Raw genomic sequence first — 19,904 nt, forward strand, 5'->3', positions numbered from 1 at the left:
TCTTATGTACGCGATCGTCAAGACCGGCGGCAAGCAGTACAAGGTTGCTGAAGGTGACCTCGTCAAGGTCGAGAAGATCGAGGGTGAGCCAGGTTCGTCCGTGGCTCTCTCCCCGGTTTTGCTCGTCGACGGTGCCTCAATCACCTCTGGTGACGACCTGTCTAAGATGACAGTGAACGCCGAGATCGTCGAGCACACCAAGGGCCCGAAGATCCGCAACCTGCATTACAAGAACAAGACCGGATACAAGCGTCGCCAGGGGCATCGCCAGCCACTGACCGTTGTGAAGATCACCGGCATCAAATAATCTCGCGATCACTGGGGGCTATCACCCCCAGTGATCTCGTGCCCGAGTTTTCCAAGGAGGGAAATAGACCAATGGCACACAAGAAAGGTGCGGCTAGTTCAAACAACGGTCGCGATTCAGAGTCAAAACGCCTCGGCGTCAAGCGCTTCGGTGGCCAGCAGGTAAAGGCCGGCGAGATCCTTGTTCGCCAGCGTGGTACCTCATTCCACCCCGGTGAGAACGTCGGCCGTGGTGGCGACGACACACTTTTCGCCCTCAAGGCAGGTGCTGTTCACTTCGCTAAGAAGCGAAACCGCCGCCTCGTTAACATCGTCGAGAACGTCGAAGCTGAGCCTGCCAAGGCCTAGTTCACAGACTTTTAGCTCCTCCGGCGCCTAGTGTCGGAGGAGCTCTTTTGTATAAGAAAAAACCATTTCGGTAGAAAAGCCGAGAATCCTATCCACCTCGCCATGATGTTGAGGAGGCCACATGAGCCATCCCATTCCACCGTCATCCAACCACCATAGCCCGACACCTCACTCTCGTCGGACTGGGCAGAAATCTGGATCAATCCCGATGACGCACGGTGTCGCAGCGCACGTCGAGGACAGCGGTTCCGGCGGCCACGACGATCACCCGTCACCGGTGGAACCTTCGAGAGCTCGGCAAGGAACATTGACCCGCAGTCTCGAATCACGCCACATGAACATGATCGCCATTGGTGGCGCGATCGGTACCGGCTTGTTCGTCGCGTCAGGCGCCACGATCGCCACCGCTGGGCCTGGCGGAGCCCTCGTCGCCTATGGTGCTATCGGCCTTATGGTTTTCCTCCTGATGCAGTCACTTGGGGAAATGGCAACATACTCACCGGTGTCAGGAGCGTTCGCGCACTACGCACGAACCTATGTGTCACCATCCTTCGGATTCGCGACCGGATGGAACTACTGGTTTAACTGGGCTGTCACCGTGGCTGCTGAACTCGTAGCAGCAGCCCTTGTCATGAAATTTTGGTTTCCCTCAACCCCCGGATGGATATGGTCCGCCATCTTTCTTGCTCTCCTCTTTTCACTCAACGTCATCACCGTGAAAGGCTACGGGGAAGGCGAATTCTGGTTTGCACTAATCAAAGTCACAGCAGTCATCATTTTCCTTACCCTTGGCGTACTCATGATTGTGGGAATCTTAGGCGGACATTCACCGGGCGTCTCCAACTGGACTCATGCAGACGCACCCTTTAACGCGGGGTTTCTTGGAATCCTCAACGTCTTCATGATCGCTGGCTTTTCTTTTCAAGGCACCGAACTCGTCGGTGTGGCCGCTGGTGAATCACGCCACCCGGACAAAGATATTCCACGCGCAATCCGAAGCGTCTTCATCCGAATTATGCTGTTCTACATTGGTGCGATTGCGATCATCGGGTTCCTGATCCCATACACCGACCCTAGCCTCCTCCGGGCAAACGTCAATAATATCTCTGTATCCCCGTTCACCTTGGTATTCGAACACGCCGGTGTTCTCGCAGCCGCATCGATCATGAACGCGGTGATCTTGACCTCGATCCTATCTGCGGGAAACTCGGGCCTCTACGCTTCAACACGAATGCTCTACGCCATGGCGAAAGACGGAATCGCGCCCAAAATCTTCGCAAAAACGTCGAAACGTGGCGTGCCACATCCAGCACTTTTTGCAACCACCGCCGTTGGGTTGCTCTGCTTCCTCACATCACTGATCGGGGAAGGGGCCGCATATAAATGGCTGGTCAGTGCATCGGGTCTCGCCGGGTTCCTCGCTTGGATGTCAATAGCCTGGAGCCACTACCGGTTCCGCCGTGCCTATATCGCACAGGGGAACGATCCGGGAGCCTTGCCCTATCGTGCACATTGGTTCCCCGCGGGCCCGATCGTCGCACTAATCATGTGTACCGTCGTCATCATTGGCCAGAACTACCAAGCACTCTTTGACTGGTCCAGCTTTTCTACCATTTTGTCCTCATATATTGGGTTACCTATTTTCATTGCCCTGTGGGTAGGGCATAAATTAGTCACGCACTCTCGCATGGCTGATCTCGAGGACATCGATATCAGCCGGCATCATCAGATGTAGTATCGGCAGCGCTGAGCGCGGCCACCACCGACACAACCGAGATCGCGGCCACAGTGACCGTCTCTCGTACCCGTGACCGTTGCGCAGGTTGCGCTAGGGAAGGATTGGAATTCATGCCTCAATTTGTTGACCGCGTTGTGCTGCATGTTCACGCTGGCGATGGCGGCCACGGGTGTGCATCCATTCATCGTGAAAAGTTTGTCCCCCTTGGCGGCCCCGATGGTGGCAATGGTGGGCACGGCGGTGACGTCATTCTGGAGGTCAGTAACCAAGTCCATACCCTGGTGGATTTTCACTTTCATCCACACTTGAAGGCCGGACGTGGGGGGAATGGTGCCGGCGATCACCGCAACGGTGCGCGAGGTGAAGACCTTGTCCTCCCCGTTCCTGAGGGAACCGTTGTGACAGAACCCGACGGCACCGTAATCGCCGATCTCATGGGGATTGGCACCCGTTTCACCATTGCCGAAGGTGGATACGGCGGCTTGGGCAACGCAGCGTTAGTGTCCAAAGCTCGCCGTGCACCCGGCTTCGCCTTATTGGGTGAACCAGGCGAGGACAAAGACGTTCACCTTGAACTCAAATCCATCGCTGACGTTGGCCTCGTCGGATACCCATCCGCAGGAAAATCATCTTTGATCAGTGTTATCTCCGCAGCGAAGCCAAAGATTGCGGATTACCCCTTCACGACCCTGACACCGAATTTGGGTGTCGTCATGGTGAATCATGACGCATTCACGATTGCTGATGTCCCCGGCTTAATCCCTGGCGCGTCTGAGGGCCGAGGACTGGGACTTGACTTTTTGCGTCACATTGAGCGCTGCGCGGTGATCGCTCACGTGGTGGATCCAAGCGCGTTGGAGTCTGACCGTAATCCGGTCGACGATATTCGTGCACTGGAAAACGAGTTGGCCGCGTATCACAGCGTTGCGGACTACGACACTGGTTTGGGTGATTTGCATGAGCGGCCACGAATCATCGTGTTAACAAAGATGGATGTACCAGACGCCCGTGAGATGGCGGAGCTTGAGCGAGAATCACTGGACAAGTTCGGCTGGCCAATTTTCGAGATCTCCTCGGTTGCTCATGAGGGACTTGATGATCTCCGCTTTGAATTATGGAACATTGTGAAGAAGTACCGTGCGGACCATCCCGCGCAAGATACAACCCCGGCGGTACTCAGTCCGGCCCCCGTGGACGAGCGTCGTGGGAAGGTAAGCCGCAAGGCGGGCCCCTCCGGGACGGCTGAGTTCACGATCCAGGTCGATCATGGATCAGATAATGACCTCGGTGGCTTTATCGTTGACGGTAGGAAGCTTGATCGTTGGATCCACCAGACGGACTTTGAGAACGACGAAGCCGTCGGATATTTGGCGGACCGTCTCGCCCGCATCGGGGTGGAAGATGCGCTGTTCGACGCCGGTGCACAACCAGGCTGCGACGTCACCATTGGTTCGATCACCTTTGAGTGGGAACCAACGACATCCGCCGGGATTGACCGTACGCCCGATAGTCGCGGATCTGATCGTCGATTGGCACAAACACACCGTCCCACCGCCGAGGAACGCAAGCGCGCCTCACAGGTGCGTCGCGGACTCATTGACGAATATGACCTGGGACAAGAGGCGAAACGCGACCGCTGGGAAGGATAGATCCGGGGTATCGGCGACATGGGGCGGTGCCGTGAGTGGAAGATGACAGGCTACCTATTTCTTGCTAATAGTGGAAAGGGCGCGTGATGACAGCGGCAGTGCCGCACGGGGTGCGTGGCGACAAACCCCACCGAACTTTTCTGTTGTCCCTATGATGTAACAGGATCGATGCCTTCAACTACTCAGACCCTGCCCCCTGAACACACGACTGATCACTCACATTCTGACGATGTAGCGTCTGACTCGGAACCGCTCCATGACAATCGGGAGGCCGAGTTTCCTACCGGTTTCCAGCCAGATGCCCCTGCCCCTGAGGGAGTTCTTATGCGTGACGATGTGCACGTTCATATGCCTGGGCCGGTTGTCCCGGCGAAAGAATTTCACTTCCCGGATGCCGACCAAGCGATCGACGACCGTGCCGCTGGGCACGAATCAACTGTGCGTCAACGTATTGCTCATGCTAAGAAAATCGTCGTCAAGATTGGGTCATCGTCGCTGACCGATGACCGTGGCGCGGTGTACCCGAAAGCAATGGATCGGATCTGTGACGCTCTTGAAGCTCGGATGGCTCGCGGAAGTGATGTCATTGTCGTATCCTCTGGTGCTGTTGCCTGCGGGATGCAGCCATTGAATCTATCGACGAAGCCCACTGATCTCGCGACGAAACAGGCAGCAGCCGCTGTCGGCCAGGTGCTTTTAGCTCAAGAGTGGGGGAGAACATTCGCCCGCTACGGCCGGCCAATTGCCCAGGTGCTGCTGACACAGTCTGACGCAGGCCGGCGCGATCGGGCACGGAACGCTCAGCGCACCATCGATCGTCTGCGTCGTATGCATGTGGTGCCGATCGTGAATGAGAATGATGCGGTGGCGACCTCGGAAATGCGATTCGGGGATAACGACCGATTGGCAGCACTGGTGGCGCACCTGGTGTCGGCTGACGCATTAGTGTTGTTATCCGACGTCGATGGTTTGTATGACCGCAACCCATCGTCACCCGGTGCTAGGTTCGTGCCGGAGGTGACCAGTGGCAGTGACTTAAAAGACGTGTCCGCCGGTGATGGCGGCAAGTTGGGCACCGGCGGTATGGCCTCCAAGTTGTCTGCTGCACGGTTGGCATCACGCGCGGGGGTTCCGGTGTTGTTGACATCCACCGCTAATATCGGCCCAGCGCTCAATGATGCGGCGGTAGGAACCGCCTTCTGGCCGCGGGAAGATCGGCTCTCGGCATGGAAATTCTGGGCACTGTATGCTGCGGATGCTAGTGGGACCTTGCGCTTGGATTCCGGTGCGATGAAGGCTGTCACACAGCAGCATTCGTCGCTGTTAGCGGTGGGGATCCGTCGGGCTGATGGGGATTTCGCGGCGGGAGACATTGTCGATATCGTGGGTCCAAAAGGACAAGTTATTGGCCGGGGCGAGGTCAATTATGATTCTTCTACCTTGGCGGAGATGATCGGGAAGTCTTCGGAAGAGTTGCCGGAATATCAGCGTCGCCCGGTGGTTCACCGCGACTATTTATCCGATTTCGCGTCTCGCGCGTAGGCGCTGCATTACGTTAAAGACATCCTTGAGTTCGACACCGTGTGACGATAAACGCACTAAAGAAGGGTTTGATCACAGCGATGAGCCATGACCGTCAGGATAATCAGACTGCTGAACTGAGCGATCAGCGCGCACAGGAGCGTGCTGAGGTGTTGGACAAGGCTCAGCGTGCTCATGATGTGGCACAGACGCTTCGTTTGACCACCGTACAGAAGAATGACCTGCTTCATCACGCTGCTGACCTCCTTGTGGCATCGACGACTCGCATCATTGAGGCGAATAAGAATGATGTGGCTGTAGCCCGTGAGCGTGGCATGCCGGACGCACTGATTGACCGGTTGATGTTGACCCCACCACGTATTGAGGGGATCGCAGATGGGTTGCGGCAGGTTGCAGCGTTGCCGGATCCCGTTGGTGATGTTGTTCGCGGATCGACCTTGCCCAATGGTTTGGTACTCAAGCAGGTACGTGTTCCGTTGGGTGTGATGGGCATGGTATACGAGGCGCGGCCGAACGTAACTATCGATGCGTTTGGGTTGGCCCTGAAATCCGGTAACGTCGCCGTGCTGCGGGGTTCTCAGTCTGCTGTTCATTCCAACCGTGCTCTTGTTGATGTGGTGCGGACGGCATGTGCTGACAAGGGAGTCCCTAAGGATGTGGTACAGCTCCTCCCATGTGCTACCCACGGTAGTGTGCAGGACTTAATTACGGCCCGCGGTGTAGTCGATATTGTGATTCCCCGGGGAGGTGCTGGCCTGATCAACGCTGTTGTTGAGGGGGCGACCGTTCCTACTATCGAAACTGGCACCGGGAATTGCCACGTGTACGTCCACAAAGACGCGAATATCGCCGACGCGATTGCTATGGTGATCAATGGGAAAACTCGACGGTGCTCAGTGTGCAATGCGACGGAGACCATCCTTCTTGATAGACGCTTGCCGGATGAGGACAAGCTTGCGGTGCTCACCGCGCTTCACAACGCTGGTGTAACCATTCATGGGCGCCAGGAACTCCGGGATCTTGGGGTCGATGACGTGGTGGAAGCTACTGAGGACGACTGGGCTACAGAGTACCTGTCGATGGATATTGCAGCCGCTATTGTTCCTGATGAGCAGGGCGCCGTGGAGTGGATTCGCCGGTATTCCACCGGCCATTCGGAGGCCATCGCGACGCAGGACTGGGCTGTAGCAAAGGAATTCGAAGCTTCGGTTGACGCTGCTGCGGTTTACATCAATGCGTCGACAGCTTATACGGACGGGGAGCAGTTTGGTTTCGGAGCAGAAATCGGGATCTCGACCCAAAAGCTTCACGCTCGTGGGCCCATGGGGCTTGCGGAATTGACGTCAACGAAGTGGGTCATTTACGGTGACGGACACACGCGTCCGTAGAGTTTCCTCTGTGATGCAGAAAGCAACGACGTATCCACGCCTTGGAATCATGGGCGGCACTTTTGACCCTATTCATCATGGGCATTTGGTGGCTGCCTCTGAGGTTGCGGATCTTTTTTCTCTCGATCGTGTCCTCTTCGTTCCCACAGGACAACCATGGCAGAAAAAGAACCGTGCAGTCACGCCCGCGGAGGATCGGTATGTGATGACGACGGTGGCAACGGCGTCGAACCCGCGGTTTAGCGTGTCTCGGGTTGATATTGACCGCGACGGTCCGACGTATACCGTGGATACGCTTCGTGACCTGCATGAGCACTATCCCGATGCGGAACTGTTCTTTATTACTGGTGCTGATGCTGTGGCACGGATGGCAACATGGCGTGATTGCTCCGAGATGATGTCAATGGCGACGTTTATTGCTGTGACACGGCCGGGGTATTCGCTGGATAAGAGGGACTTAGGCCCGCTGGCCGATAGTGTGACGATGGTGGAAATTCCAGCGATGGCTATTTCATCGACGAATATTCGTGCCCGAGCGCGTTCTCATCGTCCGATCTGGTACCTCGTTCCCGATGGCGTGGTGCAGTACATCGCGAAGGAAGGCCTGTATCGACCGACATGCCAGAACGACGATGTGTCCTCGGGTGCCACCCTGGATTTGGGACACAATGATGGTGGTGCTTCGGCGCCCGGTGCCGGATAGGTGGGAGAGAGATGCCCGTGCCAGAATGAGACGTTGCTATGTAGGGAGCGATTGGTGCACAGCATCAGGATAATCGCGGACCACGGGCGTGAACCGAGCATATGGCGGTGAACGCTCATCACAATTACTACTGACCTCATTAAAAACAATAATCAGCGAAGGAAAATATGGCTGCAACACAAGAATCGGTGACCATGGCGCAGATGGCTGCGCGAGCGGCGTCGGATAAATTAGCGCAAGATATTGTGGTTCTCGACGTCTCGGGACAGGTCGTTATTACTGACTGCTTCGTTGTATGCAGCGGTGATAACGAGCGCCAAGTGATGTCCATTGCCGACGAGATCGAAGCGAAACTCGCGGAAGCTGGGCATAAGCCGGTTCGCCGTGAAGGAAGCCGTGAAGCGCGCTGGGTACTGCTGGACTACAACGACATCGTGGTGCACGTTCAGCGCGAACCGGAACGTGAATTCTATGGTCTGGATAGCCTGTGGAAGGACTGCCCAGTGGTCAAGGTCTCGGGGATTGATCCTTCCCAGCGTGGTGATGCCTCCGATATCAGCGACGCTGCACACCGTGCTCACGCGGTCGATGATATCCCGTTAGCCGGACGTGAACCCGATGCTGATGAAATATAGGCGCTGATCATGGCTCGTCGTCTCCTCCTTCTCCGACATGGTCAGACCGACTACAACGCGACTGGTCGTATGCAGGGGCAATTGGATACGCCTCTTAGTGCGCAGGGCCGTGAGCAAGCGCGCCTGGCTGCCAAGGAGCTAGCCCACTGGGATATTCGTCTCGTTATTGCCTCGGACTTATCGCGTGCGGCGCAGACCGCCGACATTCTCGCGATGGCTCAGGGGCTGACACCGAGTTACGATAAACGCCTGCGTGAGACCCACTTGGGGCAGTGGCAAGCGCGGTCCCATGAGGAGATCGACGCAGCCCATCCTGGCCAGCGGTCGATGTGGCGTCATAATCCCGAGTGGGCCCCGCCGGAGGGAGAAACACGCGTGGAAGTGGCCACACGAGCACGTGCCGTCGTCGATGACCTCATGTATTCTTTCCCGGAGTGGGAGGGAGGGTGTGTCCTTGTCGTCGCCCATGGCGGCACAATCGCAGCACTCACCAGTTCGTTGCTGGGGCTACCCATCGACAACTACTCCGCATTTTCTGGACTGGGGAATACCAGCTGGGCACAGTTGACAGCACGTCCACGCTGCCACTATGACACCACCGTTGCCACCGCCGCAGGGGCTGACGTGGAGGTGTGTGCGCGGAATCGTGCGGTGGATACCGTTCCGGTCACTGATTTTTCCGACACCACCGTTGACGACGCACAGTGGTATTTGGACGCGTGGAATGCGTCCGCCCTGGGAGTTCCTTATGCTCCGACGCAACCTGGGAGTGCCGGAGTAGGCAACACATACACCAGAACCTCGGCAGAAGGGTTTCAATGACAGTTCGCGTCATTACCGATTCGTCGTCCTGTATACCGGTCGATTGTCCACCAGCCTGGGGCATTACAGTGCTCCCCCTACACGTGGTGTCCTCAGATGACGATTCCATTTCGACATCAGGGCTCACCGCATTGGAACTCGCTGCGGCATACGGTCGTGAACTGGAACGCTCTGGTGACGACGGGGTGGTTGCTATCCACCTCGGGCAGACGTTGAGCAGTACGTGGTCATCGGCTGTGGCCGCATCTGCTGTGTGTGGCGGAAAAGTCAGAGTTGTGGAAACCGATTCTGTTGGAATGCCCGTGGGGGAGGCTGCACTCGCGGCAGCACGTGCGGCGCGGGAAGGTCGAAAGCTTGAGGAGTGTGTGCGGCGTGCGTCGGCGATCACTGGGCGCTCGTCGCTGTTTCTCTACCTTGATCGTGTTGATGCGTTGCGGCGTTCCGGACGAATGAGCACAATGTCATCGCTCGTGTCATCGGCGTTGCCGGTGAAGTCGTTGTTTTCCCTCCATGATGGAAGTTTTGGGGTGGTGGCGCGCACGCGGACCCAAGCGAAAGCTATTGATCGGTTGGTCGGATTGGTTGTTGATGCTGCCACCTCTCATGGTGATAGCTCACCACTGTGGACGTCTGAAACGGCCGCATCGTCTCAGGGGCCCGCTGAGGGTGATCCTACTCAGGTTGTTCCTCAGAATAATGATGTGTCAGACCCCGTCCGGATCTGTATCCACCATGCTGGCGCGCATGATCGTGCACGGATGGTGATCACCGGGATTATGCGCGCATTGGCGGTGAAAAAATCGGTTATCGACCTGTCCGACCGGTGGGGTATAGGTGAGCACCCGGATGCTGAGGTCATCATGACACAGGCTGACCTTTCCGGACCTTTGGCCGTACACACCGGCGCTGGAGCTATTGCGGTGTCAGTCATCGTACCTGAGGTATCTGCGCACCCATGCTGTGGATAACGTCAGTTATCCCCACGACGAGAGGCTAGTGATTCGCGCGCAGCCGTGATCGTATCTCCATTCTTTTATTCTTCGCCCTATGAGCAGGAGTAGTTCGGGGGAGCCACGCGGGTCTCGTCCGCTGTCATCGTCAAGGACAATGGAAGGACCGGCGAGATTGTCACGGCCGGTACAGACATCGACCCCAACGGATAGCTCGACGCGTGACCGAATCAGGATCTTCGACGCTGACCGTGCCGAGGGGAGCCCTGAGACCCCGCTCTACGACTTCACACGAGATGGTCATCACAGGCCACGGTGGTCGCAGCCTGTCACACCGCACAGCAGCCACATCACCGGGTCGATGCTGCACGGCGAACGTCGTGCGAATCACGGCGGGGGGATTCACCTACGCAGGAATTTATCTCCACGTGCGTGCGCCGGTTTAGTCATTGGTGCGATTCTGGTGATGTCAGTCATCGTGGGGATGGCAGTGTCGGACAACGATAACGGTGATCGGCCGGTTTCCAAAGCCGCGCAGATCGTCACGACAGACGGCGAGACGCGGCGAGGTGAGGCACGAGAGCACACACCACATGCGAACAAAACTGGTCAGCCACATGACAGGCAGCCCGAACCACAGGGGAAAAACCCAGCGTTGGCTGGAGGACATTCCGGGCACGAATCGGCCTCACCACCCATCATGGTCGCGGTCATCTGCAACGTGACGACCCCTGGGTTGGTCTCATTACCACCCCACGCACGGGTGGATGACGCGATTAATGCTGCTGGTGGGCTCAGCGAACGCGGACGGTGGGATGGGCTGAACCGCGCGCAGAAAGTGCTCGATGGTCAACAGATTTGTGTGGGCGAGGAAGGAAAAGCCGGAACCATCATCGGCGGGGAACCCCCTGTCTCTGGTGGGGCAGCACACGGATCGTCGTCGACCGGACATCGCACAGACGGCGCCAGCGCAGGGAACGCAGCCGGAGCAGGCCCGGAAGCACGCCCCGGTGGCCGTACAAATATCAACACGGCCAGTGAGACTGAGCTCACCTCTATTCCTGGGGTCGGACCAAAAACAGCGTCGGCGATCATTGCCTACCGTGAGCAGAACGGCCCATTTCATAGTATTGATCAATTAGCCGAGGTGAAGGGAATAGGTCCAGCAAAACTGGCTACGATGCGTGATGCGATCACGATGTAACCACTCCGGGAGATCACCTCGACAGGAGCCATCAGCTGTCCGAGGGGCCGACAGGATATCACGGGCACGACTTGATATTCGTCTAGTGCCGTGTGCCATCGCGATCTGGGTAACAAGTGGTGTCGTGGTGTGGTTCCGAGTGGGATCGACACTCAGACATATCACAAGCCCACACGCGATCACCGTTCTTATTCTCGTATGTATGGCTATCGCCGTGATAGCAATTGCCATAGGGGCTCGTTCATGGGCACAGCACGTTATCACGGCATTAGCAGGTGCGGCAGTGGGCGGCGTGAGATCCTCCCTTGCTCTTCGACGCGCCGATCACCATTGGCTCACGACGAAACAGGGAAGCCACCTGGTCATCGATGACTCCATGGCATGCACAGCGCGATCATATGCACGACGACTATCGGATTCACCATTCGCGCCTGGGACACACCGCTACGGAGTATCCGTCTCTATCAAAGGAATGCCATCGGAGATTTTTGTCTCCGGTGGCGATGCGCTCCGTTCGGTACGCCCAGGGCAACATCTTGAAGGGGTAGTGGCGGTGAAGGAATCTTTCCAGCCGGGACTATCCTCAGTAACCCTGTCATCGGTTGAACAAGCGGGGGACAACCACGGTCTGCATGGTCTTCAGACTCCCGGTACAGGCCCACGCCAACTATGGGACCCCAGACAGCTGTGGGCTGCATTCACGGATGTGATATCAGCCGTCCATCATGAATTTACTGTAACCTCCCAGCGCTTAGTGCCGGAGGAACTTCGTGGACTTGCGCAGGGGATGGTGATTGGTGATACATCGCTGCAGTCCGACGCTGACAAAGCTGCGTTTGTCACGTCAGGACTGAGTCATCTCTCCGCTGTCTCGGGGGCGAATGTTGCCATCATCCTTGGGATGGTGACGGCTGCGGTGTCGACGGAACGACCGTACGTTCGGCATCTATGTGCTGCACTCACAGTAGTAGGTTTCGTTCTTCTTATTGGTTTGGATGCCTCGGTGCTGCGGGCTGCGATCGCGGGATCAGTGGGCCTTATGGCAACGATGACTGGGCGGCGTCGCCACGCCGTGCCTGCCTTGTGCTGTGGGATCATCAGTTTGGTGCTCTGGAAACCCGACATGGCCTTGTCATTAGGATTTACGTTGTCGTGTGCTGCAACGGCGTCAATTATTTGCGTGGCCCCCACCATCGCCGCGTGGATAGAGCGATACAGCCTACGCATCGGGGATATGTTTGGCAGGGGAGAAACAGAACTATCGCAACGTGGCCGCGCGGTGGTCACAGGAATCGCTGTTTGTGTGGCCGCGGAGGTAGCAACGCAGCCAATTATCTTGCTTGCAGTGGGAAGGACATCAGCGTTGTCGCTCGTGGCCAACCTCATCGTTGGTGGTGTCGTGGCGCCCGTCACAATAGTAGGCACAGGGGGGCTTGGTATCTGCGCACTCAGTGTCGTGGTGCACGAGATCGGAGGTCATTGCGGCTCATTTCCCCTCATTGGGTGGATATGCGACACGTGTTGTCGTGGAGCTGGGTGGCTAGTGTCGGTGGCCATGGCTGCGTGCACACCGGTGTTGTGGTGGGTTCGTGGAGTCAGTCGGTTCATTGCTCAGTGTGAGTCTGCGCAGCTAGTGGTGGGATCAGTGTGTTCATCAGCATGCGTACTTGGGGTAGGCGCCGTGGCGTGTATTCTCATATCGATCCTGTGTGGGCAACGCCGCGGACGGTGCCAGAAAATCTTTGGCACTGTGGTGATTACTGTGACCGCAGTGTGGGCAGCCGCCGCCGTCGTTGGCGGAGACAGTGCCGGCGACAGGGATCGTTCAGGCGGTTTTTCGGCAGGTATTATTCCGCTGCACAATGACGCTGGCCGAACGGAGCCAGAATACGCTCTCAGGCCACCGCGTGATGTGTTTGATCATGTGCGATCAGTCACGTCATTCTCCCCGCGACGACTGTTTCTCCCCGGCACCTGGACGACCGCAATATGCCCTTTTACCCCAACAGTCTCCGCGATGATGTGGCCTGACGGCACGTACCAGATTGTTACCTCTACGCGGTCAACGCCTCACCTGCATGATCAGGAACGGCGTCGGCTTCAACGGCGTATTAGTGACTGCGGCCGAGAACTCACTGTGTCGTCACCCAGGCCCATCAGCAATGATGACCGTCGACGAGATGAGAGAGGAGGTGTGCTGCTCGTTCGCAGTAAAGAGGATATCGACATCAGCGACGACGCCTCAGTCTCATCTGCAGTGGCCTCATCCGGAGACACGCGATGGATCATTGTTACCGAACCCTCGCATTCCACCACGAGAAAACAATTCCGTCCCGCACAGCTAGCGGATGGAACACCGGTCACGACACTCTCAGACGAAGGAATCGTCGTCCTTCGCCCTCACGGCCGCACATGCTCGTTTCGGTTCTGCCCATGAGGCCCCGTGACCTTATCACCAGCCCGCTAGACTGATTATTATGGCATCATCACGGGCGGCGCGAACCCCACACCGCACGACACCCCCCTCAGTAGGCCCAGCACCGGTACACGTCATTGTCGGAACAGAAGGTCTCTTAGTGGACCGTCACCGCCATGCCATCGTGAGACGCGTCCGTGGCTATGCGACTAACGGCGAGGATCTCACGGTGACGACTGTTCGCGCCGGAGACATGACAGGGCCAGAACTCACCGAATTGCTGAGTCCAAGCCTGTTTGGGGACGATCGCGTCGTTGTTATCACTAATATGAACGATGCTGGAAAAGACCCGGCCTCCCTTGTACTTTCGGCGGCGAAAGATCCCGCGCCGGGTATCACATTGATTATTCAGCATTCCGGGGAGGGGCGGACGAAATCACTCGTGCCGAAACTTCTCAAACTGGGGGAAGAGCACCGCGCTGATGCCATTCCAGCTCGTGAGCTGCCCACGTTCGTGATGTCGGAGTTCCGACATCAGCATGTGCAGGTGGGGCCAGAGGTGGTGTCTGCTCTCGTTGAGAGTGTGGGTTCTGATGTGCGTGAATTGGCGGCGGCCGTCAGTCAGTTGGTTGCCGATAATGATGGGAAGGTTGACCTTGCCGCAGTGCGACGTTACTACACCGGTACTGCAGAAGTGAGTAGTTTCACCATTGCCGATGATGTCATTGCTGGCAATGTGGATCGTGCGGTAGCTGGAGTACGACGGGCGTTGCAATTGGGTGTTGCCCACATGGCGATCTCAACAGCGGTATGTCGAGGTATCAGTGAAGTTGCGCGGCTGAGTGGGCAGGGGCGGATCGATCCGTATCGCGACGCATCCCGCGTGGGTATGCCACCGTGGAAGGTGAAGAAGACACATCCGATTGCTCAACGATGGTCGCAGGCGGCGATTGCTGAGGCTGTGCAGGTAGCTGCGCAAATGGAAGCAGGAATCAAAGGCGCTGCGGGAGATCCCGATAGCGCGGTGGAATTGGGTGTGCGCCGCCTGGCGGAACTTGCTGCCAAGACATGAAAACCCCGCTTCACGAGGAAGCGGGGACAGGCACCGCCCGGGCGGCGGTGTACTCGCAGGGAATTAGTCCATGGAGTTGAAGAGCTTAGCCAATGCAGACTTCTTGTTGGCCGCATTGTTGCGGTGAATTGTGCCCTTGGTGACGGCCTTGTCATACTCGCGGGACGCGAGACGGAGCTGGGCCTCGGCTGCGTCCTTGTCGCCAGCAGCAACGAATTCGCGGAACTTGCGGTTCTCGGTGTGCAGGCGGGAGCGGATAGCCTTGTTGCGCTGACGAGCTTTCTCGTTGGTTTTAATGCGCTTCTTCTTGGACTTAATGTTTGCCACGGGAGTTACCTCTTTCATCACTGCTGTCATGCGCCGGGTGCGCACAACGTGGTCTACCACCGTGCATGATTTGCACTGTGTGTGGGTATGATGATTTCTCATCACCGTGGATACGCGACCTTCAAGAACAAACCCAAGGTCCTGCTTGTTCCGGCGTAGCCGCCACACCCAGGGGTAGAACGTGGACACACTCTACAGTGCGAGGAGATCTGCGTCCAATAGTAGCGCTGCACTTAGCGCCAGTTGTACTCCGTTCGTAGGCGAGTGGCAATGCGTTCAAATCGTCGCCGGGGTAGTACTGTCCCTTTGCGACGAATCATATGATCGGGAACTTCAATGATTTTGTCTAGCCGAACCCATGCGGGATGGCCATGGGGGTCCCAACCGCCAGCGCCGATTTCTAACCAATTGTTGTCGGTGGAGTGCTCATCGTTCGTCGAGATCAAGAGACCCCGGATGTGGCGTTCGTGGTGTCCGAGAATGACAATGGCACGTTCGTGGCCATCAGATTTTTTATGCGGGGAGTGGACCCAGACCACCTCCCCAGGATCGGCTTGCCCATCCATATCTGGGGCGTAGATCAAGGTTGAGGCGCATGCCCCTGTTGGTCGGGCAAGTACTGGTTCGTCTTCTGTGTTAAAGGTCGACACGTTCGCATCGGCCATTCCCAAACCCTGCTGAAGCGAGGCAAGCCCCTGGTCAAGGGCGCCCTCATGGTGAAATGCCCGTGAGAACGACGTCGGAACACGACGTGATCGACGTGGTGAGGCCGTTCTGTTGGTTGTGTTCGGAAGCTCATAATCGTCATCACTCGTGCTGGGTTTCTTATGGCCACGGAAGCTCGTGAGATGACGGATCAAGGACGACCGCTGCGTATGGTGTTCGGGTTCAGGGCCGTGTGGAAACGGGTCCGAATTTCCTCGCGGTGCGAACATGCCACCACAATAATTCGGTGGGAAAAGTGGTGCAATCCAACGTCTAGTACTGTGATGATCGAGTATTGACGGAGAGGATCACAGCTCTTTTATGGCCACCAACTACGCGGAAACGACGTTCACTGACCCAGCGCGTATCCGGAACTTTTGTATTATTGCCCACATTGACCATGGGAAATCGACCCTGGCAGACCGAATTTTGCAGCTCACTGGTGTTGTCGGTGATCGTGATATGCGCGATCAATATCTGGACAATATGGACATTGAGCGCGAACGGGGAATCACCATTAAGGCGCAGAATGTGCGTTTGCCGTGGACTCCAAAGACTGGGGATCATGCGGGCGAGCAGATTGTGCTTCACCTCATTGATACACCTGGTCACGTGGACTTCACTTATGAGGTATCGCGTGCTCTTGAGGCGTGTGAGGGTGCTATCCTTCTTGTTGACGCTGCCCAGGGCATTGAGGCTCAGACGCTCGCGAATTTGTACCTCGCTATGGAGAACGACCTGGAAATTATCCCGGTGTTGAACAAGATTGATCTCCCGGCTGCCGATCCTGACAAGTTTTCCGAGGAATTGGCGCTCATTATTGGGTGTGAGCCGGAGGATGTCTTGCGTGTGTCTGCGAAGACAGGGGAGGGTGTCCCCGAGTTATTGGACACCTTGTGTGACACCATTCCAGCGCCGACAGGGGACGCGGATGCGCCTGCTCGTGCGTTGATTTTTGACTCGGTCTATGACACATATCGTGGTGTTGTTACCTATGTTCGCGTGATGGACGGTCGGCTGAAATCTCGTGAGAAGATTCAAATGATGTCAACGGGCGCGACGCATGAGACCCTCGAAATCGGTGTGGTGTCCCCGCAGCCGAAGAAGACACAAGGTTTAGGTGTCGGTGAGGTGGGCTATCTCATTACCGGCGTGAAAGATGTGCGCCAGTCGAAAGTGGGCGACACGATCACCGTTGTTGGTGCTCCTGCTGATGAACCGCTGAAGGGGTATGAGGAACCGAAGCCGATGGTGTATTCGGGTTTGTTCCCTATTTCGGCGGATCAGTACCCGGATTTGCGGGATGCTTTGGAGAAACTCCAGCTCAACGATGCTGCCTTGACGTACGAGCCGGAAACCTCTGTGGCACTCGGGTTTGGATTCCGGTGTGGGTTCCTAGGCCTGTTGCACATGGAGATCACTCGGGCTCGGCTGGAGCGCGAATTTAATGTGGAGTTGATCTCGACGGCGCCATCGGTGGTCTACCGAGTGGTGACGGAGTCTGGTCAAGAAGTGATGGTCCGTAACCCGTCAGATTGGCCTGATGGCAAACCCCGAGAAATCTATGAACCAATGGTGAAGATGACGGTCATCGTCCCAGCGGAGTTCTTGGGCTCGACGATGGAGCTATGCCAGTCGAAACGCGGCCAGATGGGAGGGATGGATTACCTGTCAGAAGATCGTGTTGAATTGCGGTACACCATGCCTCTCGGCGAGATTATTTTCGACTTCTTTGACATGTTGAAGTCTCGGACGAAGGGATATGCGTCGCTGAACTATGAGGACGCGGGTGAGCAATCAGCTGATCTGGTGAAGGTCGATATTCTCTTACAAGGCGATCCTGTGGATGCGTTCTCTGCGATTGTGCATCGTGACAATGCCCAGTGGTATGGGAATAAGATGACCACGAAGTTGAAGGAGCTAATTCCTCGCCAGCAGTTTGAAGTGCCAATCCAGGCTGCGATCGGGTCGAAAATTATCGCGCGCGAGAATGTTCGCGCTCTCCGCAAGGATGTGCTTGCCAAGTGCTATGGCGGTGACATCTCGCGTAAGCGCAAACTGTTGGAGAAACAGAAGGCTGGAAAGAAGCGGATGAAGAACATTGGTTCTGTCTCGGTTCCCCAGGAAGCCTTTGTTGCTGCGCTGTCGACAGACGAAGGAAAGAAGTAGACACAGGCTGGCATTATTTCGGGCACTGGCTGAGCGCCCCGGATAGTGCTGCCTTTTCTTGTCGTGTGACGTGGAGATGGTATTTCGTTTTGACGCGGACTTGTCGGTCTGCGTAACCGCAGCGGTAGGGGGCGTTGGGAGGCATCCATTCTGAGGCGTCGGAATCTGACTTTTCGTTGTTAGCCGGGCCGTCGACAGCCAACAGGTTCAATGGGTCGTTAGCGAGCGCTACCCGCGCAGGGTAGGGCAGTGCGTAAGCACCGCTGGCCCACGCATTAGACAGTGCGACAACGTGATCGATCTGTACTGCTTGTGATGTTTTCTTTCCACGTCGGAAATCGATGGTGCGCCCTGTGTATGGATCATGGAGGGTGCCTGTTCGGATGGAACATCCTTGGGGCGGTTGGGTGGTGATGTTTGTAAGGTCACGATGGAGGATGTCATTTCGAGTATCGCACCCATTGTGATCCACGTCGGCCCATGCAGGGCCAAAGTTGATGCGTTGATAACGTTCCGCACCGCCACGTCGTGGAGATTCCGGCAGTGCCGCGAGAAGAGCATGGATGTCACCATCGGGGAAGGGAGTAGTGAGTGAGGCCAGCGCATCCGCACTTTCTTGTGTGCTCAGCTGACCGACACGTTCAGCCTTGGGGTTCCCGGGAAAGGTCGTATGTGCGAGATCAGTATGTGGTGGCAGCGAACCATCAGCGCGGCCGGCCGGTGGTGTATTGCCGCGTGGAGATCCATGGGGGCTAGTAGTGGACTGAGAACTCGAGGTGTGGGATGAATAGATACCTCCGCATCCGACCAATCCTCCTACTACGAGACATAGGCTTAGTAAACCTGCCAGTGGGCGTCCTGATAATCGTCGCGGAGTGGGACGAACCCCACCTTTTCTCAATATTCTCATAGATCACATCGTACACATTGATTCGAACTCGTGTTTGGTCAGCGGTGGTAATGGGCCACCCCGATGGCTGAAAAGGTGTTTCATGTCTCACCTGTCACGTAGTGTCGGTGATATGAACGATCATCGCGGACAACGATGCCGCTTGGACTCACCCCACACCCAGGGGGAACATATGTCCCACAATGTCGCGGGGCATCGTTTCTCCCGCCACGTATCTGACACTGTCGGTAAAGTCAGCGCCGTCGTGGCTCTTGGCATCATCGTAGGCAGTGGAGTTGCCGGATGCGACAATGGCAATCATTCAGCATCGCCCCTACACAGCACACCGGAGCCGCCACACCTCTCGCGGCAGGTGTCATCCTCATCAACACCACCCCACACGTCCCCGCACAGCCTTCATCCCACCGGTATTTCTGATCACGAGGACGCGGGCGCACCCCACGAAGCGGATGATGCCAACAGAACGTCGGGAAGTGACACCACGGTAGTGAAAGCCTCCAGAAAACACCCTGCCGTGTTTCAAGGGCCAAATGGCACCATCGTGTGCCAATTCAGAGGGATGGAAACCGACGGTTGTAATGCGTATCCCCACCCCCAATGGGGTGAAGACCATCGATGCCCATACCCAGGTGTGGGACCCAGCTTTGACACGATGATCGGTTTCCGACATGGCCCTCGCGCAGAACCCTGCCACTGGCTTCTCCAAGGCGTGTATCCCAAGTCCGGCCAGACACTGCCTTATGGACACTCGATAGCGATTCACGTTCACGACACTGTCCACTCCACCTACACATGCACCTCACAGGCGCAAGGAATGATCTGTACTAGCGATGAAGGGCACGGATTCGTCATCAACTCCACCCAGTACAGAACATGGTAAATTCTCCGTTGTCCCGATACCCCGCACACACCGCTGCCTGCTTTCTTCCTCGTTTTCACACGCGCCGGGCACCAGAGTTCTTACCATGAGAAAATATTAGTTCACCGACGATGAACGTGAATGACGTCCAGGACACCACT

Annotated in this window: 19 protein-coding genes; 15 read left to right on the plus strand and 4 right to left on the minus strand. The window is 56.7% G+C overall.

Annotated features, from left to right (window positions below):
• The first annotated feature begins 4 nt into the window (after nucleotides 1–4).
• From rplU to V5S80_RS01610, 3 genes are all read left to right on the plus strand, one after another.
• The gene (rplU, locus tag V5S80_RS01600) at nucleotides 5–307 is read left to right on the plus strand and encodes a 50S ribosomal protein L21 (RefSeq protein WP_395168999.1); all 303 of its coding nucleotides are present in this window, start codon (nucleotides 5–7) and stop codon (nucleotides 305–307) included.
• A gap of 71 nt (nucleotides 308–378) precedes the next feature.
• Nucleotides 379–654, plus strand: coding sequence for a 50S ribosomal protein L27 (gene rpmA, locus V5S80_RS01605; protein ID WP_395169000.1), 276 nt, complete (start codon nucleotides 379–381; stop codon nucleotides 652–654).
• Nucleotides 655–994: 340 nt separating this feature from the next.
• Nucleotides 995–2,389, plus strand: a complete 1,395-nt coding sequence (locus V5S80_RS01610; protein WP_395169407.1) for an amino acid permease — start codon at nucleotides 995–997, stop codon at nucleotides 2,387–2,389.
• On the opposite strand, the gene V5S80_RS01615 is transcribed toward V5S80_RS01610, so the two are convergent.
• Nucleotides 2,367–2,504 carry a hypothetical protein gene (locus V5S80_RS01615; RefSeq protein WP_395169001.1) on the minus strand — a complete coding sequence of 46 codons (138 nt, stop codon included), beginning with the start codon at nucleotides 2,502–2,504 and terminating at the stop codon, nucleotides 2,367–2,369. The genes V5S80_RS01610 and V5S80_RS01615 overlap by 23 nt on opposite strands.
• On the opposite strand from V5S80_RS01615, the gene obgE reads away from it, so the two are divergent.
• The 10 genes from obgE to holA all read left to right on the plus strand — a co-directional run bounded on the left by obgE (nucleotide 2,503) and on the right by holA (nucleotide 14,773).
• Nucleotides 2,503–4,041, plus strand: coding sequence for a GTPase ObgE (gene obgE / locus V5S80_RS01620; protein ID WP_395169002.1), 1,539 nt, complete (start codon nucleotides 2,503–2,505; stop codon nucleotides 4,039–4,041). The two genes, V5S80_RS01615 and obgE, sit on opposite strands and share 2 nt — an antisense overlap.
• 324 nt (nucleotides 4,042–4,365) lie before the next feature.
• Nucleotides 4,366–5,583: a glutamate 5-kinase gene (gene proB / locus V5S80_RS01625; RefSeq protein ID WP_395169003.1), complete on the plus strand. Its 1,218-nt coding sequence runs from the start codon at nucleotides 4,366–4,368 to the stop codon at nucleotides 5,581–5,583.
• An 80-nt stretch (nucleotides 5,584–5,663) separates the two neighbouring features.
• Nucleotides 5,664–6,971: a glutamate-5-semialdehyde dehydrogenase gene (locus V5S80_RS01630; protein WP_395169004.1), complete on the plus strand. Its 1,308-nt coding sequence runs from the start codon at nucleotides 5,664–5,666 to the stop codon at nucleotides 6,969–6,971.
• 13 nt (nucleotides 6,972–6,984) lie between these two features.
• Nucleotides 6,985–7,674: a nicotinate-nucleotide adenylyltransferase gene (gene nadD, locus V5S80_RS01635; RefSeq protein WP_395169408.1), complete on the plus strand. Its 690-nt coding sequence runs from the start codon at nucleotides 6,985–6,987 to the stop codon at nucleotides 7,672–7,674.
• 167 nt (nucleotides 7,675–7,841) lie between these two features.
• Nucleotides 7,842–8,309 carry a ribosome silencing factor gene (gene rsfS, locus V5S80_RS01640; protein WP_395169005.1) on the plus strand — a complete coding sequence of 156 codons (468 nt, stop codon included), beginning with the start codon at nucleotides 7,842–7,844 and terminating at the stop codon, nucleotides 8,307–8,309.
• A 9-nt stretch (nucleotides 8,310–8,318) separates the two neighbouring features.
• Complete coding sequence (locus tag V5S80_RS01645) at nucleotides 8,319–9,131, plus strand: histidine phosphatase family protein (RefSeq protein ID WP_395169006.1); 813 nt, start codon at nucleotides 8,319–8,321, stop codon at nucleotides 9,129–9,131.
• Nucleotides 9,132–9,214: 83 nt separating this feature from the next.
• On the plus strand, nucleotides 9,215–10,099 hold the full coding sequence (locus V5S80_RS01650; RefSeq protein WP_395169007.1) for a DegV family protein: 885 nt from the start codon (nucleotides 9,215–9,217) through the stop codon (nucleotides 10,097–10,099).
• A gap of 79 nt (nucleotides 10,100–10,178) precedes the next feature.
• On the plus strand, nucleotides 10,179–11,285 hold the full coding sequence (locus V5S80_RS01655; protein WP_395169008.1) for a helix-hairpin-helix domain-containing protein: 1,107 nt from the start codon (nucleotides 10,179–10,181) through the stop codon (nucleotides 11,283–11,285).
• A 202-nt stretch (nucleotides 11,286–11,487) separates the two neighbouring features.
• On the plus strand, nucleotides 11,488–13,722 hold the full coding sequence (locus tag V5S80_RS01660; RefSeq protein ID WP_395169009.1) for a ComEC/Rec2 family competence protein: 2,235 nt from the start codon (nucleotides 11,488–11,490) through the stop codon (nucleotides 13,720–13,722).
• Nucleotides 13,723–13,762: 40 nt separating this feature from the next.
• On the plus strand, nucleotides 13,763–14,773 hold the full coding sequence (holA, locus tag V5S80_RS01665; RefSeq protein WP_395169010.1) for a DNA polymerase III subunit delta: 1,011 nt from the start codon (nucleotides 13,763–13,765) through the stop codon (nucleotides 14,771–14,773).
• A 63-nt stretch (nucleotides 14,774–14,836) separates the two neighbouring features.
• Here holA and rpsT read toward each other — a convergent pair whose 3' ends face one another.
• Both rpsT and V5S80_RS01675 read right to left on the minus strand, forming a co-directional pair.
• Entirely contained in the window at nucleotides 14,837–15,100 is a 264-nt protein-coding gene (rpsT, locus tag V5S80_RS01670) for a 30S ribosomal protein S20 (RefSeq protein ID WP_395169011.1), read from the minus strand.
• Nucleotides 15,101–15,333: 233 nt separating this feature from the next.
• Nucleotides 15,334–16,035: a type II toxin-antitoxin system PemK/MazF family toxin gene (locus tag V5S80_RS01675; RefSeq protein ID WP_395169012.1), complete on the minus strand. Its 702-nt coding sequence runs from the start codon at nucleotides 16,033–16,035 to the stop codon at nucleotides 15,334–15,336.
• A gap of 91 nt (nucleotides 16,036–16,126) precedes the next feature.
• Here V5S80_RS01675 and lepA point away from each other — a divergent pair, with 91 nt between their 5' ends.
• On the plus strand, nucleotides 16,127–17,974 hold the full coding sequence (gene lepA / locus V5S80_RS01680; protein WP_395169013.1) for a translation elongation factor 4: 1,848 nt from the start codon (nucleotides 16,127–16,129) through the stop codon (nucleotides 17,972–17,974).
• 13 nt (nucleotides 17,975–17,987) lie between these two features.
• Here the strand turns inward: lepA and V5S80_RS01685 are convergent, their stop codons facing one another.
• The gene (locus V5S80_RS01685; RefSeq protein ID WP_395169014.1) at nucleotides 17,988–18,884 is read right to left on the minus strand and encodes an HNH endonuclease family protein; all 897 of its coding nucleotides are present in this window, start codon (nucleotides 18,882–18,884) and stop codon (nucleotides 17,988–17,990) included.
• Nucleotides 18,885–18,996: 112 nt separating this feature from the next.
• On the opposite strand from V5S80_RS01685, the gene V5S80_RS01690 reads away from it, so the two are divergent.
• Nucleotides 18,997–19,764 carry a hypothetical protein gene (locus V5S80_RS01690; RefSeq protein WP_395169015.1) on the plus strand — a complete coding sequence of 256 codons (768 nt, stop codon included), beginning with the start codon at nucleotides 18,997–18,999 and terminating at the stop codon, nucleotides 19,762–19,764.
• Nucleotides 19,765–19,904: the final 140 nt, after the last annotated feature.

Source organism: Corynebacterium sp. PCR 32, assembly GCF_037464985.1.
Lineage (GTDB): Bacteria > Actinomycetota > Actinomycetes > Mycobacteriales > Mycobacteriaceae > Corynebacterium > Corynebacterium kroppenstedtii_D.

Bases quoted from the DNA above. Each gene is read 5' to 3' on its own strand.
- rplU (WP_395168999.1), top strand. From the start codon at position 5: ATGTACGCGATCGTCAAGACCGGCGGCAAGCAGTACAAGGTTGCTGAA.
- rpmA (WP_395169000.1), top strand. From the start codon at position 379: ATGGCACACAAGAAAGGTGCGGCTAGTTCAAACAACGGTCGCGATTCA.
- V5S80_RS01610 (WP_395169407.1), top strand. From the start codon at position 995: ATGATCGCCATTGGTGGCGCGATCGGTACCGGCTTGTTCGTCGCGTCA.
- obgE (WP_395169002.1), top strand. From the start codon at position 2,503: ATGCCTCAATTTGTTGACCGCGTTGTGCTGCATGTTCACGCTGGCGAT.
- V5S80_RS01615 (WP_395169001.1), bottom strand. From the start codon at position 2,504: ATGAATTCCAATCCTTCCCTAGCGCAACCTGCGCAACGGTCACGGGTA.
- proB (WP_395169003.1), top strand. From the start codon at position 4,366: ATGCGTGACGATGTGCACGTTCATATGCCTGGGCCGGTTGTCCCGGCG.
- V5S80_RS01630 (WP_395169004.1), top strand. From the start codon at position 5,664: ATGAGCCATGACCGTCAGGATAATCAGACTGCTGAACTGAGCGATCAG.
- nadD (WP_395169408.1), top strand. From the start codon at position 6,985: ATGCAGAAAGCAACGACGTATCCACGCCTTGGAATCATGGGCGGCACT.
- rsfS (WP_395169005.1), top strand. From the start codon at position 7,842: ATGGCTGCAACACAAGAATCGGTGACCATGGCGCAGATGGCTGCGCGA.
- V5S80_RS01645 (WP_395169006.1), top strand. From the start codon at position 8,319: ATGGCTCGTCGTCTCCTCCTTCTCCGACATGGTCAGACCGACTACAAC.
- V5S80_RS01655 (WP_395169008.1), top strand. From the start codon at position 10,179: ATGAGCAGGAGTAGTTCGGGGGAGCCACGCGGGTCTCGTCCGCTGTCA.
- V5S80_RS01660 (WP_395169009.1), top strand. From the start codon at position 11,488: ATGGCTATCGCCGTGATAGCAATTGCCATAGGGGCTCGTTCATGGGCA.
- holA (WP_395169010.1), top strand. From the start codon at position 13,763: ATGGCATCATCACGGGCGGCGCGAACCCCACACCGCACGACACCCCCC.
- V5S80_RS01675 (WP_395169012.1), bottom strand. From the start codon at position 16,035: ATGTTCGCACCGCGAGGAAATTCGGACCCGTTTCCACACGGCCCTGAA.
- lepA (WP_395169013.1), top strand. From the start codon at position 16,127: ATGGCCACCAACTACGCGGAAACGACGTTCACTGACCCAGCGCGTATC.
- V5S80_RS01685 (WP_395169014.1), bottom strand. From the start codon at position 18,884: ATGAGAATATTGAGAAAAGGTGGGGTTCGTCCCACTCCGCGACGATTA.
- V5S80_RS01690 (WP_395169015.1), top strand. From the start codon at position 18,997: ATGAACGATCATCGCGGACAACGATGCCGCTTGGACTCACCCCACACC.